Source organism: Aliibacillus thermotolerans (assembly GCF_027853235.1).
Lineage (GTDB): Bacteria > Bacillota > Bacilli > Bacillales > Marinococcaceae > Aliibacillus > Aliibacillus thermotolerans.
Map to the genome: position 1 here is coordinate 100,085 of NZ_WKJG01000083.1, position 18,819 is coordinate 118,903.

Here is an 18,819-nt window from a genome sequence, read left to right on the forward strand (position 1 = left end):
AGATTAGTGTATCACTCGACGTACGGCATAAACATCAGGTAGTTTTTTAATTTTTTCTACTACATGATGTAAATGATCAACGTTTCGAATAGCGATGGTCATGTCGATGACGGCTAAATTATTTTTTTCTAAATGGCCAGTAACCGCAGTAATGTTCGTACGGGTTTCTGTAACTGTTTGTAATACTTCATTCAGTAAACCGCGTCGGTCATAACCTGTTATTTCAATATCCACATTATATGTTTTTCTTCGCTGTGCTTCTCCTTCCCATTCAACCGACAAGAGACGATTTTTCGCAGTTTCTGTATTGACATTGTGGCAATCTTTTCGATGAATGGATACTCCTCGCCCTTTTGTAACATAACCGATAATATCGTCCCCTGGTACCGGGTTACAACATTTCGATAAACGAATGAGCAAGTTGTCCATTCCTTTGACGCGAACGCCGGTGCTTTGTTTCTTAACAATCTGATTGGTAGAAACGTCTTTTGCTGCTTCTTCCAATGATTTTTCTTCTTTATCATCTTTATGACGCAATTCATCGGTAAGTCGGGTTACAATTTGTTTTGGGCTAATCCCATTATAACCAACGGCAGCAAACATATCATCTTCACCAGAAAAACTAAACTTCGCAGCTACTTCTAGCTTATTTTTTTCCGTTAACACTTCTTTTGGGTCGATATCTTGTGCCTTTAATTCCTGTTCCACCAGCTCTTTTCCGCGTTGAATATTCTCTTCTCTTTTTTCTTTTTTGAAAAATTGCTTGATTTTATTTTTTGCGTGAGAACTTTGGGTTAATTTCAACCAATCTTTACTCGGACCATAAGAATGTTTCGAAGTTTTAATTTCGACAATGTCACCGGTTTTTAATTCATGATCTAACGGAACCATTTTATTGTTCACAACTGCCCCAATGGTGCGGTTCCCGATTTCGGTATGAATGCGGTAAGCAAAATCAATCGGTACAGACCCCCGAGGTAACTCAATCACATCTCCCTTCGGAGTAAAAACAAACACCATATCTGAAAATAAATCTATTTTCAATGATTCCATGAATTCTTCCGCATCTTTTGTTTCATTTTGCCATTCTAAAATTTCACGAAACCATGTTAATTTATCTTCTAACGATTTTTTATTGGCAGCATTCTTACCTTCTTTGTAAGCCCAGTGAGCAGCCACCCCGTATTCTGCCACGCGATGCATTTCTTCCGAGCGAATTTGTACTTCAAGCGGTTCTCCTTTTGGTCCAATCACCGTCGTATGCAGTGATTGATACATATTCGCTTTCGGCATCGCGATATAATCTTTAAAGCGTCCGGGCATCGGCTTCCAACACGTATGAATCACACCAAGCACAGCGTAGCAGTCTTTAATATTTTTTACAATGATGCGAACAGCTAGTAAATCATATATTTCATTGAATTGTTTTTTCTTCAGCTTCATTTTTCGGTAAATGCTATAAATATGTTTTGGCCGTCCATAAATATCAATCGGCGTAACATTGATATCTTTCATGCTTTTCCGAATATCTTCAATGACTTCTTCAATATATTGTTCTCGTTCCGCCCGTTTTTGCTTCATTAGATGAACAATACGATAATATTGCTGTGGGTCTAAATAACGTAATGCTGTATCCTCTAGTTCCCATTTAATGGTCGAGATCCCGAGTCGATGCGCTAAAGGAGCGAATATTTCTAACGTTTCGTTGGAAATGCGTCGCTGTTTTTCCGGAGGAAGATGTTTTAATGTGCGCATATTGTGCAAACGGTCAGCAAGCTTAATTAAAATGACCCGAATATCGCGCGCCATGGCTACTACCATTTTTCGATGATTTTCTGCTTGTTGTTGTTCTTTTGATTTATATTTTATTTTTTTTAATTTCGTCACAGCATCAACAAGCATGGCTACTTCTTCATTAAATTCTTCTTCCAGTTCTTCTAACGTAACCTCCGTATCTTCTACGACATCATGAAGAAAGCCACCGGCAATGGAATTTGGATCCAGTTGTAGTTTGACTAAAATTCCGGCTACTTCCACGGGATGATGAATATACGGCTCCCCCGATTTTCGATATTGGCCTTCGTGGGATTTTTTCGCAAATACATAGGCTTTCTTTAAAAAAGCCACATTTTCTTCCGATAAATATTTCCGCGCTTCATCTAGTACTTCAGTGATGTTCATGAAATCACCTTTACTGCCTTTCTATAGAGCATATTTCTTACATTATCTTTAAAAATCATCAATCTGTAAAGTATTTAGACATCACAACTTCATTCAATGTTTGAATAAAAAGGAAGGTATCCTTTTGGACACCTCCCTTGTTTTCACACGATGATATTTATTCATATATCATTAATGAATATAAGTCATATTGATCGATTCCTTTTCTGCCATCCAAGTAACGAAGTTCAATTAAGAAAGCAAGACCTGCCACTTCACCACCTAATTGTTCCACCAAATCTATCGTCGCTCGAATCGTGCCGCCTGTCGCAAGCAGATCATCTGTAATTAATACCCTTTGCCCGGCTTGAATCGCATCTTTATGAATGGATAATGTATCTTTGCCATATTCTAACCCGTAATCGGCATCGACCGTTTCTCGAGGTAACTTCCCTTTTTTTCGCACAGGAACAAATCCTTTTCCAAGTGCGTACGCAATCGGGCATCCTACGACAAACCCTCGCGCCTCTGGACCAACAACTACATCGATATTTTTTTGCCGTGCGAATGCTGCCATGTCATGAATCGCTTGTTGGTATACTTCCCCATTTTGCATTAAAGTCGTAATGTCTTTAAAACTTACACCTTTTTGAGGATAGTCTTCAATCACTGTAATATGTTTTTTATAATCCATTCCCAACCTTCTCCTTCGTACCTATTTCTGTCCTCACTTGAATATATGGAGCAATCGTCTTTTTTAATTCAGCATATGTAGAATAAAGTAATTTTTGTTCTGCCTCTTGTTTCTCCAGCCGCTTGCGATAATGAAAAGATTCCATTAAACTTTTCTTTTCGGGCGCGGGATTTAATGAGACTACTCCATTCTCCATTGTAACAAAATGAAGCTCAAGAAACACTTTTGTCATCCAAGAAAGGTGTTCGACCGTCCATCCTTTTTTTCGCGCAAGCACTTCTTTATATTTTTCATAATGAAACGGATTTTGGTTTTTTAAAAAAGCAAAATACCATTTAAACTGCTCTCTCGTCGGAAGGGGTTGGAAGAACGTCTCTTCCGTATCATATAAAAACATATAAATACGTTCGATATGGGAAAAAGCAGTTAATGCATCCGTGAGTTCTTTTACTGCGTGAGGCATATCAGCAATAGCGATCATTCGACCGTTCATTTCTTTTTTTAGTTCGTCGTGCATATATAGGTTGTCAAGCCTAAACGACTGTAGTTGTTCGTATGTCTTTTCTTGAAAACAAATAACGGATGTTTCTTCTTCATCTGGTAAGTGAGAAAATATGTCGCGCAAATGACGGATACGTCGATAATCAAATAATTGCCATTCTGTCACAGTCATGTCTTTTAATTGCAGTTGGGGCTTACGAAAGCCATTCCATTCGTTCACAGACAATTCTCCTGCAACGGAGGCCGTGACACCCTCTGTTAATTGATCAACCAAATGACCGAATTGGAAACCAATACTTTCCAGCATCGCTCCGTTCGATGACAATTCCATCTTCATATGATTGTTGTCACTTCCAATTTTCCTTTTGGAAACAATGGTGACATCTTCAAACAAAAACATCGGCTTTGGATTTCCAATTCCAAATGGACCAAGTTGCATTAACTCCGTTAACGCTTCCACCGTAACATCTTCTACTGATAGGGAGACATCCATTGGTAGTTTGGGAATAAAATCCTCTTCTTTCATGGAAACTTCTGCTTGTTCACAAAGACGGATTCGCAACGTTTCTATATCCTCAGTCTTCATCGTTAAGCCACAAGCCATGGCGTGACCGCCAAAATGTATGAATAAATCTCTGTTTTTAGACAGTTCCTGAAACATATCAAATCCTTCTATACTTCTTGCCGATCCTTTCGCAACGCCTGCTTCTTCATCAATGGAAAAAACAATCACCGGACGATAAAAACGCTCTAACAAACGCGATGCCACAATGCCGATGACACCACTATGCCAATTGGCTTTTCCGATCACAATTACTTTATCGTTTTCCGAAAATGTCTCTTCTACTTCTCTCACTGCTTCTTTTGCAATGTCGTCCACTAGGTTTTTTCGTACTGTATTAATTTTTTCCAATTCTTGTGCCCAAGTCAGGGCCTCTTCCATTGTTTCAGAGAGAAGTAAATGCACTGCTGGATTCGCTGAGTCTATACGTCCTGCTGCATTTAAACGAGGTCCCAATACAAATCCGATGTGCTCTTCATTCACCACTTTTCCACTTACATGTGCTATATCCATTAAAGCTTTTATTCCCGGTCGTTTGGAGTTGGATAATGCTTTTAATCCTTGTTGTACGAGCGCTCTATTTTCCCCTGTGAGGGATACTAAATCGCTAATAGTAGCAATCGTCACTAAATCTAATAGGTCGTGAGGGAACGTTCCGCGTAAAGCATGTACCAACTTAAATACGACCCCAGCGCCACACAACTCTTTATAAGGATAAGCGCAAGTCTCTTTTTTAGGATTAATAATCGCATACGCGTTCGGTAACTCAGGAGGGGGTTCATGATGATCGGTCACAATCACGTCCATCCCAAGGTCATTTGCAGCCTCAATTTCCGCAACCGCTGCAATCCCATTATCTACCGTAATAATCAGTGATACATCATTCTCTTTTGCTCGTTCAAACGCAGGAATATTTGGTCCGTATCCTTCTGTAAAACGATTCGGAATGTACCAATCTACTTGCGCTTCTAACTCTAAGAGCGCCATCATTAACATGGACGTACTGGTAACACCGTCCGCATCGTAGTCACCAAAAATTAATATTTTTTCATTCGATTCAATCGCTTGTTGAATGCGAGCAACCGTTTTTTCCATATCATCGAGTAAAAAAGGATCATGATACTGTTCATCTGTCGGATACATCCATTCCTTCGCTTCATCTTCATGACGAAAACCACGGCTCCAAAGAAATTTGGCCGTTAACGAAGAAACACCAAGCGCTTTTTGCAGCTTATCATAGCCTGACATATTGTTTTCCTGTAATAACCATTTCATTTTTGGTCGTAACATGTTAACACCCCTGACCTTTCAATTATACTAGAGGCACAGAAGGGTGACAAATATTAACAAGAACGATAAACTTCGGTAAACTACAATCTTGAAATACCGTTCCTATTTATTTTTTGCTGTTTTTTTGGCCGAATGGCCGATCTTTATTTTGATGATCCTCGTTCGCCTGTCTTGTCGTTGTTTGTTTTTTTAATTGTTTGATTTCTTGTTCTAAGCGATAGATCCGAAGGAAGCTGAGGGATCCGGTAATCGTTGCTCCAATAAAGACCGAACCTAATATAATTAAGATAAGCGGCCACTTTGCTTGACCGAATATATAGTTTACTTCCACCGTTTCTACATTGACCACAGCAAATATCGCAATAAGTAAAGCGAGAAGGAGGCTTAATATCATCATCCCTTGCACTTTCATTTCACTCACTCCTTTTTTCTGGTGATACATCTGGATTAACATGCACGAACACATCTTTCACATTGTTTATCGTTAACAATGCTTCTTTGACATTTTTCGCAATCGCATGACCTTCTTCTACTGTAATCGATGGATCTACGGCAATTTTAATGTCAACAATCACATAATATCCGTGCTCGCGAGCGAAAAACTCATCAATGCGCCGGACTCCATCCACTTGTATAACAATCTCGCGCATTTCTTTTGTATCTTCTTCATGAAGCACGTGGTCCAGCACATTATGAATGGAATCTTTTCCAAGCTTCCACGCCATTCTCATGATTAAAATAGCAACAAAAAGTCCCGCCATCACATCTCCATACAATAACCACGAAACATCGATCCAATCACCTAAAAGAGATGCGCCAATCCCTACGAACGCTGCGATGGAAGAAAAAGCATCGGAACGATGATGCCATGCATCGGTAATCAGTGCATCGCTCTTATACTTTTTACCAAGTTGATATTTATAGTGAAACATCCCTTCCTTGACGACAATAGAAAAAATAACCGCAATAAGTGCCATTGCATGAGGGACAGTTGCTTCTTTGCCAATATCTTTCACCGCTTCGATGCCAATTTCCGCACCTACAAGAAAAAGCAATACAGCAACAATGATGGCAGTTAACGTTTCTGCTTTCCCGTGACCATACGGATGATCGCGGTCAGGTGGGCGTTTCGCTGCTCGCACTCCGATAAAAACAGCAATCGAACTTATGACATCGGAAGTGGAATGAATCGCATCCGCGATCAACGCTCGACTTTCAGCAACGATTCCCACCACTCCTTTCACAAGAGCTAATATAATATTTCCAATAATCCCAATATACGCTCCGATTTTTACCATTTTGTATCTTTTTTCTTCATAACGAGTCACATCATCACCTCTTTGTTACTCGCCTTCCAAAGATCGTTACTAAAAAAGAGGTCACGGTAAATACCATGACCTCTCACTATTTTCACCATCTTACGCCGAAAACACTCGCATTAAATTTCAGGTTCAAGCTCTTCTTCTTGTTTTTTCGGCTTCTTTTTTTCTCGTTGCATACTTTTCCACTTCCAGTCCGTCCAAATTTGTGCCGCTAAAAATAAAGAAGAGTAGGTACCTGCAATTAATCCAACGAGTAACGCAAAAGCGAAAGATCGTATTGCTTCTCCTCCGAATACAAAAATAGCCGAAGCTGCAAAGATCACCGTTAGAATCGTATTTACCGTTCGCGATAATGTTTGCGTTAAACTAAGATCCACGACATAGGCCAAATCATCAAAATTTTTTATTTTGTCTGTGGCACGCAAATTTTCGCGGATTCGATCAAAGGTAACAATTGTATCATTGATCGAATACCCGACAATCGTGAGTACTGCTGCAATGAATGGCACATTCACCTCAAATCGAACGAGAGAGAACAACACAATAATGAAAAATGCATCATGGATCAAAGCAATAATAGTAGAAATACCAAATAAATAATGAAAGCGAATACTCACATAAATAACGATTCCAAGAGAGGCGATCAAGACAGAAATAAAGGCATTTTTTGCAAGTTCCTGTCCTACTTGTGGCGATACAGTGCTCACACTTGGTTCTGACCCATACGCTTCACTAAAATATGCCTGAATTTCAAAAATTTCTTCTTGTGTCAATGTCCCAATAAACGTGGCATGGGCCATTTGATTGGATTCTCCTGCCAAGGTAACGTCATCCGGTTCGTATCCTTGACCGGCACTTGAAAAGTCCTCCATCACTTTTTCTTCCGTTAATGTCTCCTCTGCCATCACTTCCACTCGTGTTCCACTTTCAAAGTCAATACCTAAATTAAGTCCTGCGGTTGACAGAAGGACAATTCCTAAGAGAGTCGCAATCAGTGTGAAAATATAAAACTTTTTTCGATGTTTTACAAATGGAATGACTTTCTTTCTAGAATCAAAGATCACTGATTTCACTCTCCTTTACTCCAAACACCCGCGGTTTTTTATTGAAGATGCGGCTGTTGACCCATAAACCAAGCAATAAACGAGTAAAATATACAGACGTAATCATACTAATGATAATACTCACAATTAACATGACCGCAAACCCTTGTACGGCACTTGTTCCGTAATAAAACAAGACACCAGCAGCGATGATCGTTGTAATATTTGCGTCCAAAATAGTGGAAAGTGAACGACGCAATCCTGATTTAAAGGCGGACATAATGGATTTACCAACACGAATTTCTTCCTTAATTCGTTCAAAGGTAATGATGTTTGCGTCAACCGCCATTCCAACCCCTAAAATAAGAGCTGCAATACCAGGTAAAGTAAGGACACCTTCCATCCAGTTAAATACGAGTAAGACAAGGTAAATATACACACTTAATGTAATGACCGAGATGATTCCCATAAAGCGATAGTAGAAAATCATATAGAGGAAGATGAGAGCGATACCGATATACCCCGCAAAAATCGTTTTTTCCATCGCTTCTTCCCCAAGAGATGCACCAACTGCATTCGAATACACTTCTTCCAATTGCACCGGCAATGAGCCGGAGTTCAACACTTCTGCAAGAAACTCAGCTTCTTGTAATTCAAAATTCCCTTCAATTTGAATATTTTTATGATAAAGAGGAGTGTGTACTACTGGTGCAGATAAATATTTCGGATTCGGCTTTTGAGACTCTTCAACGAAAGAATCACCTTCTTCATAATCGAGCCAAATGACCAGTCGATTATTCGGTGCTTCATATTTTTCTAAAATTTGTTCCGTCACTTCTCCAAAAGCGTCTCCATCTTTCAATGTGACCGTAACAACAGGTTGATTATTTTGATCAAAACCGACACCTGCCCCGTTTTCCTCTAAATCGGCACCGGATAATAGCTCATTATCCTCTACATCTCGAAAACTTAAATTTGCTTCTGTCGAGAGCAATTCTCGCGCTGTTTGCTGGTCTTCTACCCCAGCCAGCTGGACCCGGATCCGATTTTCTCCTTCAATGCTAATATTCGGTTCGGAAACTCCGAGCACGTTCACCCGTTGGTTTAGTGCACTAACAGTCGCTTGTAACGAATCTTCGGTAATTTCTCCCTCTCCATCTACGGGTTGAACTTCATATAGTATTTCAAATCCACCTTGTAAATCTAGTCCTAAGTTGATTCCTTTTGCTGTATCCATTGCCGTTTGCGCAATTAAAACGCCCAATGCGATAACGATGACAAAAAAGGAAATAATCCTCGACTTTTTCACCATGAATGTTATCCTCCCTCAAATCGACCGTTCCTAGGTCAACGACATACCCTATGTAACGAAACATCCTATATGCAACATGTCAATTATACGGATGGTCATAAATTGATGTCAATGACGATTGTTTGACGCATATGTTTCAATATCTTCGATTAAATCGTTCAAATCGACGTTAGAAGCGAACGTACTTCCTTCTTTATACGAGTCAATTGTTACTTTATTCATATATTCGTTGAGACGAAGGGACAAAATATCATTCACTAACACATGTAAACGAACCGACACCTCTTTTTTCTTTAACTTTTCCATCACACAATTCCAAATATCTTCTTTGGTTGCTTTCGTATATCCTAGCAAGGCAAACTCTTCGCGCTTGCTTTCTAACACAACGTCTACTTCTTCTCGCCACATGGAAAAAGGAGTGACATCCATCTCCATTACCTCCTTGAAAGTAAAAATATTTCTTTATAAATGGAATGCTTGTCTTTCCCCTTCGCATAGATATAGAAAGGAATATTTCTATTTTACCACTATCTTGTGAGGGCGGGACATGGAATGCAAAAACAAACATTCATCCAAGGAACAGTGATCCTTATTATTGCAGGCCTTCTTACTCGTGGCCTTGGGTTTATCAATCGAATTGTTACTGCAAACATCTTAGGGGCTGAAGGAGTAGGTCTTTACATGATGGCTTTTCCCGCATTGCTGTTAATTATTACATTAACACAGTTAGGGCTCCCAGTTGCAATCTCTAAGTTCATTGCGGAAGCAGATAGCCGTCATGATAAAGAAAAAATGAAGCAAATTCTCGTCGTTTCCATCAGTGTGACGGGGGTTTTAAGCATCATATTTACAGCGCTGTTAATGGGGTTGGCACCGATATTATCCGGCTACTTCCTCACCGATGAACGTGCCCTTTATCCATTACTTGCAATCACTCCAATTATACCTATTGTCGCCATATCGGCTGTTCTACGAGGGTATTTTCAAGGGCGTCAAAACATGAAACCTCCAGCAATTGCACAAGTGTTGGAACAAATTGTTCGCATTACTTTTGTGTTTATATGTACAAATTTATTGCTTCCCTATGGTCTCGAATTCGCTGCCGCTGGGGCGATGATTGCTTCTGTCATAGGAGAGATGGCCTCTCTTCTCTATATGGCACAGACTTTTAAACAAACAAAGCCGATGAAAATGAGAGCTGCTTTTTTTCGCACGTTAAGACAGGGGAAGCGGACATTCCGAGAGTTAATGGAAATTGCACTCCCTTCTACTGGCAGTCGATTGATCGGATCTATTTCGTTATTTTTTGAACCCATTATCATTGCTCAAAGTCTTGCTTTAGCTGGCGTTTCCACTGCGGTAGCTACCGCCCAATACGGGGTGTTAAGCGGATTTGTCATTCCCATTTTAACGTTACCTACTTTTATTACGTATTCTTTTTCCGTTACCCTCGTTCCGACTGTAAGTGAAGCTGCCTTAAACAACAAATACGATGTCATTCAACATCGTCTAAGACAAACATTACGAACAGCAATCGTCGCCGGAAGCTTTTCTGCTCTTTTTTTATACTTTTTTGCGGAACATGTGATGACTGTCATATACAACGCACCAGAAACCGCGTATTATTTAAAAATACTTTCTCTCTTTAGTTTATTTTTATACGTTCAAGGACCTTTACAAGCGGTCTTACAAGGATTAAATTTAGCTCGCCAAGCAATGACGAACACATTGATTGGCGCCATGATTAAAATGATCGCTTTATTTATGCTGACGTCTCAACCGGAATTAGGGATAGAAGGAGCTGCCCTTGCCATTGCTATCAATATGGTTCTCGTTACGTTACTGCATTTTTACGTAATAACAAAAGCGGTCGGATTTATTTTTGAGGGGAAGTTCATTTTTCTTACGATCATTGCTGGTTTTATTTCCATGATGAGCACTTATTTATTTGTAACAACGGTATTATTAAACACCTCCCTTCTTTTGACTACCATTTTTTCCGCTCTCCTATCAGGTAGTTTATATATGCTGTTACTTTCAATGTTTGGGGTATTTCCATGGGATCAAATAAAACGAATCCTTCCAACGAATCGATTATAAATTGTCATCTTTGACATCGATAAATAAAATTCCATTTTCCTGTAACGTGCAATAAGAAACTTTTTTAATATTTGTAATTCCGGCTTTTCGTAGTTCTCTTCTTAGCCATAATTCATCTTTTCCCGCTTCCTCCAAATGATCTCGTTGTATTTCTCCGTCAAGAATGAGAGGAAGGGGAAAAGGAGAAGAAATTCGATCTTTCTCTTTTTTCGGAAACACCGATAACTCCCCGGTGGGTTCTAAAATAGCAAATTCTACATCCGCCACATCTTTAATATTTTTGTCGCGAATTTGCATAAGAAGGTCATCAAAGTTATATCGTTGCTTTTTCATTTCTTTTTCATTTATTTTTCCATTTTTTATTAAAAATGACGGTTTTCCATCTATGAATTCACGAAAACGAGGGAATTTCAAAGAAAGAAAAGCGAGCAATACTTGAATAATGAGCAACACAAAAATAGGGATAAAAGTGACCGACAGCGGTTTGGATAAATCTTCAATGGAAATGACGGCAAATTCCGCAAACATAATTGCAACAACAAAATCTAACACCGACAATTCACCAATTTCTCGCTTTCCCATTAATCGAAGCGTCATTAATAAGTAAAAGTAAACGACGACAGTTCGGACGATAATCGTACCAAATTCCATCGCTTTTCACCTTCTTTTCATGAAGCCATTATGTGTATCATTCACCCACTTTCAACAATTATTCAAGTCAAGCTTCTATTTTCTTTTGTTCGTCCATAATAATGGGTAACAAAAGGGAAAGGAAGGATAGATATGCCAAAAATGGAGCATTTGTCGGGGATCGGAAAAGGGATTGTCGTCATTATCGTACTGTTTCTTATCATGAGTGTTATTTTCTCTACGATACTCCGTTTCTCATCCATTGCCGAACAATCTTTACAATGGATTTTAACAGGTATCGCTTGTATTATTTTTTTTATTGGAGGGTGGATTGCAAGCAGAAAAACGAAAGAAAAAGGATTCATTACAGGAGTCATTACTGCCCTTGGTGCAATTTTACTTTTTATCGTTTATCAATTTCTCGGGTATGATACTTCTGTTGGTAGTACCCAAGCGCTTCTCTTTCTAGGCTTTATTCTTTCCGCTTCGATTGGAGGGGTCATCGGGGTAAATGTGGGAGAATGAACTAGCTAGTGGAAGACTTCTCGTTTCTACGCCTTCGCAACCCCGGTCTCCTCGAGTGTAATTTCGGAACAGTTGAACAAGACAAAGCCTGTCCTTGTCCGCAGTCAATGGATCCTCCACTTCCATCCGGCTTCGCAAAATGTAGAGTACAAGACTTCTTAAAAAAGGGCATAGACGATTTTTCGTCCATGTCCCTTTTTTATGTACGTTAATCTTCGTTGACAACTTCGCGGACGGAGTTGCGATCAAAAGTGAGCTTTTGATTATTTCCGACAGATAAAACAACTGTCTCTTCATCAAGTGCTTCAATTGTGCCATGCAGTCCGCCAATCGTAATGATTTGATCTCCTTTTTGCAAATTCGCATGCATTTCTCGAATTTCTTTTTGTCTTTTCTGTTGGGGGCGAATGAGCAAAAAGTAAAAAATCGCAAACATTAAGATAAGCATTATAATCGCTTCCATGTTATTTCCCTCCATTCATCTACACATATTTTTAGTGATGCGCTTGTTTAAAAATTTTTTGCATTTTCTTTGTTGAAACCATATTGCTCAAAAAATTCTTCTTTGAAGTCAAGCAATCTATCTTCTTGAATAGCATCACGAACATTCTTCATTAAGTTTAACAAGAAATAGAGATTATGGTAAGAAGTAAGTCGAAAACCAAAAGTTTCATTTGCTTTGACTAAATGACGAATATAGGCGCGGCTGTAGTTACGGCACGTATAACAATCACAATTTTCATCAATTGGACGAAAATCCCGGGCGTATTTCGCGTTTCTGACAACAAGTCTTCCTGTACTTGTCATACACGTGCCGTTTCGAGCAATTCTCGTTGGCAACACACAATCAAACATATCGATGCCACGAATGGCGCCTTCAATTAATGCATCGGCAGATCCTACTCCCATTAAATACCTCGGTTTATCGTCTGGCAACAAAGGAGTCGTCATTTCCAATACTTCATACATGATTTCTTTCGGCTCTCCTACCGATAATCCTCCTATGGCATAACCCGGAAAATCTAACGACAACAAATCATTGACCGATTGCTTTCGGTATTTTTCGTACGCTCCTCCTTGCACAATTCCAAACAATGCTTGGTTTTCAGAGTTCGTTTGCGCTTCTAAACAACGCTCTGCCCACCGGGAAGTTCGTTCTACCGAGGATTTCATGTAAGGCTCTTCGGCAGGATATGGAGGGCATTCATCAAAAGCCATGATAATGTCCGCCCCTAGTGCTTCTTGGATCTCCACTGCTTTTTCCGGGGATAAAAATAGCTTTTCACCATTTAAGTGATTGCGAAAGTACACGCCTTCCTCTTGAATATCCCTTAGTTTGCTTAAACTAAATACTTGAAAACCCCCGGAATCCGTAAGAATCGGTTTGTGCCAATTCATAAATGAGTGAAGTCCCCCTGCTTCTTTCACAATCTCTTCACCGGGGCGCAACCAAAGATGATACGTATTACTTAAAATGATTTGTGCCGACATTTCGTTGAGCTCTTCCGGGCTTAACGTTTTCACGGTGGCAAGGGTACCAACCGGCATAAATATGGGCGTGTCAATCGTCCCATGAGGGGTGTGTATTTTTCCTAAACGTGCCCCGGATTGCTTGCACGTTTTTATTAGTTCATAGGTTACTGCTGCCATACATGATGACTTCCTTTCATAATCAACATCGCATCACCAAAACTAAAAAAGCGATATTCTTCTTTAATGGCTTCTTCATATGCGTCAAATAAAAAATCTTTTCCAGCAAGGGCACTCACTAACATCACTAATGTCGACTTAGGCAAGTGGAAGTTTGTTAAGAGTCCATCAATTCCTTGGAATGTATAGCCAGGATAAATGAAAATGTCTGTCCATCCTGCATCTTTTTGAAATTGCCCTTTTCCTTTTTGAATCACCGTCTCTAACGTTCTTAAAGAGGTAGTTCCTACCGGAATGATTTTTTTGCCGTTCTTTTTTGTTTCATTCAGAAGGGTCGCTACTTCTTCTGTCATTTGATAAAATTCCCGATGCATTTGATGCTTTTCCACTGTTTCAGCTGTCACTGGACGAAATGTTCCTAAGCCGACGTGCAACGTGATGTTCGCAATGTTTATCCCTTTCTCTTTCAACAGTTGTAACGTATGTTTTGTAAAATGAAGTCCTGCTGTAGGAGCTGCGGCAGAACCTACTTCTTTTGCATACACCGTCTGATAACGATCTTTTTCTGATAACGTTTCCTTAATATATGGTGGAAGGGGCATCTCTCCAAGGGATTCTAATATTTCTAAAAAAATTCCATCATAATAAAAACGGAGCTTTCTTCCTCCGTGAGCTAACATTTCGATACATTCCGCCTTTAGCCTCCCGTCACCAAAAGAGAGAACCGTTCCCACTTTCACTCTTTTCGCTGGTTTAATCAGCGTCTCCCACTCGTCATCTTTGTCTTCATGAAGTAAAAGCACTTCCACTTGTCCACCTGTTTCTTTTTGTCCAAACAAACGAGCAGGAAGCACTTTCGTATCATTTAGTACGACGGTATCTCCTTCTTCCAAGTAATCAACAAAAGAAGAAAAATAATCATGCTTCCACTTTTTCACTTCCGGGTCTAAGACGAGTAAGCGCGACGCATCCCTTTCCTTTAATGGCTTTTGGGCAATGAGTCGTTCCGGTAAATAAAAATCAAACTCATCTACTTTCATCGACGTAAACCTCTTTCTAACTCTATCTCATGAAGCGACTAATCACAAATAAAATGACAGACAAAACGATACTAATTACAATAGAAGTGGCAAGAGGAAAATAAAAGGTCATATTTTCTCGTTTAATTAAAATGTCCCCAGGCAATTTTCCTAAAGAGAAAAATTTTCCGCCTACTTGCCACAAAAGTCCGATAACAATGAACAATATCCCTAAACCGATAAGTAACTTCGGCATGCTGTTCATTGATCCGTCACCTCAATATTCAAATGATGATAAGCTTCATTTGCGACCATTCGTCCTCTTGGTGTTCTTATTAAAAAGCCAATTTGCAATAAATACGGTTCATACACGTCTTCCAATGTATTCACATCTTCTCCTATTGCTGCAGCAATCGCTTCGATCCCTACCGGACCTCCTTGAAATTTTTCAATGATGGTCCGAAGTAATTGATGATCAATATCGTCTAAACCGAGACGGTCTACTTGCAATCGTTCCAATGCTTGGCAAGTAATCTCCTTGTGAATCTTTTCTTCTCCTGCCACTTGCGCAAAATCTCTCACTCTTCGCAAGAGTCGGTTGGCAATCCGCGGCGTTCCCCGTGAACGACGAGCAATTTCTTCCGCTGCCTTCTTTTGCATTGTAACACCAAGTAACTCTCCGCTTCTTAAAACGATTTCCGTTAATTCACTGATCGTGTAATACTCTAATCGTCCGTGTACACCGAAGCGATCTCTTAAAGGTGCGGACAACATCCCGGCACGAGTGGTGGCTCCGATTAACGTAAACGGAGGAAGATCTAACCGAATGGAGCGCGCGGTCGATTCTTTCCCTATTACGATATCGATGGAGTAGTCTTCCATGGCAGGATACAGCACTTCTTCCACCGATCGTGGCAAGCGATGAATTTCGTCAATAAATAAAACGTCTCCTGGCTCTAGTTGGGTTAAAATGGTTGCTACATCTCCTGGGCGCTCAATGGCCGGACCGGATGTCGTCCGGAGATTTACTCCCATTTCATTAGCGATGATCACCGCTAAAGTCGTTTTCCCAAGTCCTGGTGGTCCATATAATAACACATGATCCAAGCATTCTTCACGCAATTGCGCCGCCTTAATAAAAACTTCCAGGTTTTCTTTTACTTTTTTTTGACCGATATATTGGGCAAATGTCTGCGGACGAATGCTTAGCTCTAATTGATGTTCCTCTTCAAATGCTTCTTGTGAAACTACCCGTTCTTCCATCATAAACACCACCTACTTCCTCGGTTTTCCTGACATCTCCCTAGGATAGCGCAAGCACGTTGTATGATTAGGAAAGCATCCATTGTAATGCTTTTTTCACATACTCTTCTGCTTCAAGATTTTCTTGTTGTAATTTCGGTTTCACTTTATTAATTTCTTTTTCACTGTATCCAAGTGCCCGCAATGCTTCTAATGCTTCTTCCAACACATGATTTTCTTCTTCCACCACTTGCTCAAAGGCAGGAATATCATCCGGTGAAGGAGCTTGTAACGCTTCCATTAGCTTTCCTTTTAAATCCAAAATCATTTGGCGGGCTGTTTTTTTGCCAACACCCGGGAATTTGGTTAAAAACTTCTCATCTTCATTTTCTATTGCTTTGGCTACTTGAAGAGGAGAGCCAGAAGCTAAAATCGCGAGTGCTCCTTTTGGTCCGATTCCGGAAACTTGAAGCAGTTGTTCAAACAGTTGGCGCTCTTTTCTGGAAGAAAAACCGTATAAACGAATCGCATCCTCTCGTACATATTGGTACGTATAAATGGTTGTTGTTTTCTGTAATGGAAAGACAAATGGATTCGCACAATACACTAAATAACCGATATTTCCTACTTCTATTGTAACTGTTTCTCGTTCTGTATGTACGATTTTCCCCGTTAAACATTCAATCAATGCTATTTTCTTCCTTTCATCTCCTCTATTTCGAACATGCTTTCTTTATGATAGCAAAATATGGACCAATTGAAAATAATACACTATGTGGAGAAGGGCTTTTTTAAGGTGATGGTTTTCGTGTTTAAATCGACGATTTCCCAATCTGCATATTGAGACCAAAAGTCTTCCATTGCCCATATGGTGATTGCTTTCTGTTCTTTTTGCCATTGTCCATTTTCCATTTGTTCGTACAAAATGACTTCATATGTGACGGGTGGTCGTTCCATCGTTGACAAATCATCTGGATTTTCATCCATTCCGTTTTCAGATGCCAAGGAAACTTGAATGAGGTATAGGAGTATAAGCAGTCGTTGGATTTTTTTCATTGCAATCCTTTCCTAAAAAAACCTTTTTTATGGTAGTGTGGCCATAAAAAAGGTTTTTCATCCTAACCTTCTAAATTGTGATACACATTTTGCACGTCATCATGATCTTCTAAATCATCAATAAGTGCTAACATTTCTTGTTTTTTTTCTTCATCGTCTAAGCGAACCGTCGTTGTAGGTAGCTTCATGATTTCAGCCGTACTAAAAGCGTAGTTCGCTTCTTCAAGTTTTTCTTTGACGGTTTCGAATTGATCCGGATCCGTCTCCATATGAAATATTTCCTTTGACGACTCAAAGTCAGCGACACCAGCTTCAATCGCTTCTAACATCAATGATTCTTCATCCATGTCTGGTGTGCGTTCTATCACAAGTACTCCTTTTCGCTCAAATAAGAAAGAAACACAACCGTTTTCTCCTAGGTTGCCTCCGTGTTTGGATAAAATGTGGCGGATATCTGCGGCCGAACGGTTTTTATTGTCCGTTAATACTTCAATCATGACCGCCACTCCACCCGGTCCGTATCCTTCATACGTCATTTCTTCATACGAAACACCTTCTGCATTTCCCGTTGCTTTTTTCATCGTCCGTTCGATGTTGTCGTTTGGGATATTTTCTGCCCTTGCTTTCGTCAACGCCATGCGAAGGCGCATATTTGTATCCGGGTCGGGACCAGCTTCTCGTACAGCTGCATATATTTCTTTAGATATTTTTGTAAATATTTTCGCGCGTTTCTTATCTTGACTTTCTTTTCTGCGTTTTATGTTATGCCACTTTGAATGACCTGCCATCTCTACTTCACTCCCTCTTTTCAATATAACACAGCTTTTTCTTATGTAAAAGAGAGCGTTTCCTCTCATCATTCGAGGAATCACGCTCTCTTTTTATTCGTTAGCTATCTTGAAAAGGTTGTTGCGCTGCATCGCTTAAATCTTCAATCATTGCACTGATCGTGTCTCCTACTTCGTCTAATCCAACCCCATTCCGTATATCGTTATCTACCTGTGCAATGTTGCCGATATGCTCTTTATCCGTCGTGACGTAAACGTTTTTACCTTTGTTGTCACTTTCAAGCATATTTTTTACTTGTTTTTCAATTCTATTTTCAAGTTTTTCCGCGTTTTCTGTCCCAACGGTTTCTATCCCAATTAGCACGTCGTCACCTGAGACAATGACACGAGCATCTTCCACCCCATCTAAACCTTCCACTTGATTTTGTATTTGTTGAGATTCATGAATGTCGCGCGACGTACGATCTTTATTCATCGTTCCGCCCATTTCACGGCCATTATTTACTCCGTTTCCAGGACCGCCAGAGTAAGCATCATGATTGATGACTCCAGAGCCGTTCCCGACTTGTCGCTGATTATTATATTGACCTGCTTCGCCTATTCGTCGATGGGATGAATCATTTTTATGACGAGTTTGATTGCGGTCATCGACAGTTAGCATATCTGTTACAGGACCCTCTCCACGATAATTACGACTTGTTACATTTTGATTCCCATACGTTTCTGTCCCATCAATCGTATATCGTGTCGGAGATGTTCCCCCCATATCATTATCGTTATTGGCATCTCCACAACCTGTCATTCCACCGGCGATAACCGCTAGCGTGGCTGCTGTTAAAGCAAATTTTTTCATGAATGATTAACCTCCTTTCACCCATTATGGTGAGTCAAGGAGGTGTCTTTTACGCTGTAAGTTAGAGGTAAG

The 18,819-nt window shown here is 39.9% G+C and carries 20 protein-coding genes; 2 read left to right on the forward strand and 18 right to left on the reverse strand.

The window, feature by feature from the left end; genetic code table 11:
- Positions 1–3 precede the first annotated feature (3 nt).
- The 8 genes from GJS40_RS12570 to GJS40_RS12605 form a co-directional block, all read right to left on the reverse strand.
- Entirely contained in the window at positions 4–2,181 is a 2,178-nt protein-coding gene (locus GJS40_RS12570; RefSeq protein WP_270898199.1) for a RelA/SpoT family protein, read from the reverse strand.
- A gap of 157 nt (positions 2,182–2,338) precedes the next feature.
- Positions 2,339–2,854 (reverse strand): adenine phosphoribosyltransferase, encoded by a 516-nt coding sequence (locus GJS40_RS12575; protein ID WP_270898200.1) that lies wholly within the window; start codon positions 2,852–2,854, stop codon positions 2,339–2,341.
- Complete coding sequence (gene recJ / locus GJS40_RS12580; RefSeq protein ID WP_270898201.1) at positions 2,844–5,207, reverse strand: single-stranded-DNA-specific exonuclease RecJ; 2,364 nt, start codon at positions 5,205–5,207, stop codon at positions 2,844–2,846. Before recJ ends, GJS40_RS12575 begins: the two co-directional genes overlap by 11 nt.
- Positions 5,208–5,313: 106 nt before the next feature.
- The gene (locus GJS40_RS12585; RefSeq protein WP_270898202.1) at positions 5,314–5,619 is read right to left on the reverse strand and encodes a LapA family protein; all 306 of its coding nucleotides are present in this window, start codon (positions 5,617–5,619) and stop codon (positions 5,314–5,316) included.
- Position 5,620: 1 nt separating this feature from the next.
- Positions 5,621–6,505, reverse strand: a complete 885-nt coding sequence (locus GJS40_RS12590) for a cation diffusion facilitator family transporter (protein WP_270898236.1) — start codon at positions 6,503–6,505, stop codon at positions 5,621–5,623.
- Between the two features lie 140 nt (positions 6,506–6,645).
- Positions 6,646–7,602: a protein translocase subunit SecF gene (gene secF, locus GJS40_RS12595; protein WP_333723936.1), complete on the reverse strand. Its 957-nt coding sequence runs from the start codon at positions 7,600–7,602 to the stop codon at positions 6,646–6,648.
- On the reverse strand, positions 7,583–8,884 hold the full coding sequence (secD, locus tag GJS40_RS12600) for a protein translocase subunit SecD (RefSeq protein WP_270898203.1): 1,302 nt from the start codon (positions 8,882–8,884) through the stop codon (positions 7,583–7,585). The genes secF and secD overlap by 20 nt, the downstream gene beginning before the upstream one ends.
- A gap of 108 nt (positions 8,885–8,992) precedes the next feature.
- On the reverse strand, positions 8,993–9,313 hold the full coding sequence (locus GJS40_RS12605) for a post-transcriptional regulator (RefSeq protein WP_270898204.1): 321 nt from the start codon (positions 9,311–9,313) through the stop codon (positions 8,993–8,995).
- 123 nt (positions 9,314–9,436) lie between these two features.
- Here GJS40_RS12605 and spoVB point away from each other — a divergent pair, with 123 nt between their 5' ends.
- Positions 9,437–10,984 carry a stage V sporulation protein B gene (gene spoVB, locus GJS40_RS12610; RefSeq protein ID WP_270898205.1) on the forward strand — a complete coding sequence of 516 codons (1,548 nt, stop codon included), beginning with the start codon at positions 9,437–9,439 and terminating at the stop codon, positions 10,982–10,984.
- Here spoVB and GJS40_RS12615 read toward each other — a convergent pair.
- Positions 10,979–11,635, reverse strand: coding sequence for a DUF421 domain-containing protein (locus tag GJS40_RS12615; protein ID WP_270898206.1), 657 nt, complete (start codon positions 11,633–11,635; stop codon positions 10,979–10,981). The two genes, spoVB and GJS40_RS12615, sit on opposite strands and share 6 nt — an antisense overlap.
- 132 nt (positions 11,636–11,767) lie before the next feature.
- Here GJS40_RS12615 and GJS40_RS12620 point away from each other — a divergent pair, with 132 nt between their 5' ends.
- Positions 11,768–12,139 carry a TIGR04086 family membrane protein gene (locus GJS40_RS12620; RefSeq protein WP_270898207.1) on the forward strand — a complete coding sequence of 124 codons (372 nt, stop codon included), beginning with the start codon at positions 11,768–11,770 and terminating at the stop codon, positions 12,137–12,139.
- Between the two features lie 208 nt (positions 12,140–12,347).
- Here the strand turns inward: GJS40_RS12620 and yajC are convergent, their stop codons facing one another.
- From yajC to GJS40_RS12665, 9 genes are all read right to left on the reverse strand, one after another.
- Positions 12,348–12,602: a preprotein translocase subunit YajC gene (gene yajC / locus GJS40_RS12625; protein ID WP_270898208.1), complete on the reverse strand. Its 255-nt coding sequence runs from the start codon at positions 12,600–12,602 to the stop codon at positions 12,348–12,350.
- Positions 12,603–12,649: 47 nt separating this feature from the next.
- Positions 12,650–13,789: a tRNA guanosine(34) transglycosylase Tgt gene (gene tgt, locus GJS40_RS12630; protein ID WP_270898209.1), complete on the reverse strand. Its 1,140-nt coding sequence runs from the start codon at positions 13,787–13,789 to the stop codon at positions 12,650–12,652.
- Positions 13,777–14,829: a tRNA preQ1(34) S-adenosylmethionine ribosyltransferase-isomerase QueA gene (queA, locus tag GJS40_RS12635; protein ID WP_270898210.1), complete on the reverse strand. Its 1,053-nt coding sequence runs from the start codon at positions 14,827–14,829 to the stop codon at positions 13,777–13,779. The genes tgt and queA overlap by 13 nt, the downstream gene beginning before the upstream one ends.
- Before the next feature lie 22 nt (positions 14,830–14,851).
- Positions 14,852–15,073 (reverse strand): DUF2905 domain-containing protein, encoded by a 222-nt coding sequence (locus GJS40_RS12640; RefSeq protein ID WP_270898211.1) that lies wholly within the window; start codon positions 15,071–15,073, stop codon positions 14,852–14,854.
- The gene (gene ruvB, locus GJS40_RS12645) at positions 15,070–16,071 is read right to left on the reverse strand and encodes a Holliday junction branch migration DNA helicase RuvB (protein WP_270898212.1); all 1,002 of its coding nucleotides are present in this window, start codon (positions 16,069–16,071) and stop codon (positions 15,070–15,072) included. Before ruvB ends, GJS40_RS12640 begins: the two co-directional genes overlap by 4 nt.
- Before the next feature lie 67 nt (positions 16,072–16,138).
- Positions 16,139–16,738, reverse strand: coding sequence for a Holliday junction branch migration protein RuvA (gene ruvA, locus GJS40_RS12650; protein WP_270898213.1), 600 nt, complete (start codon positions 16,736–16,738; stop codon positions 16,139–16,141).
- A gap of 83 nt (positions 16,739–16,821) precedes the next feature.
- Positions 16,822–17,106, reverse strand: coding sequence for a BofC N-terminal domain-containing protein (locus tag GJS40_RS12655; protein ID WP_270898214.1), 285 nt, complete (start codon positions 17,104–17,106; stop codon positions 16,822–16,824).
- A gap of 62 nt (positions 17,107–17,168) precedes the next feature.
- Entirely contained in the window at positions 17,169–17,894 is a 726-nt protein-coding gene (locus tag GJS40_RS12660; protein ID WP_270898215.1) for a YebC/PmpR family DNA-binding transcriptional regulator, read from the reverse strand.
- Positions 17,895–17,994: 100 nt separating this feature from the next.
- On the reverse strand, positions 17,995–18,747 hold the full coding sequence (locus tag GJS40_RS12665; protein ID WP_270898216.1) for a YhcN/YlaJ family sporulation lipoprotein: 753 nt from the start codon (positions 18,745–18,747) through the stop codon (positions 17,995–17,997).
- Positions 18,748–18,819: the final 72 nt, after the last annotated feature.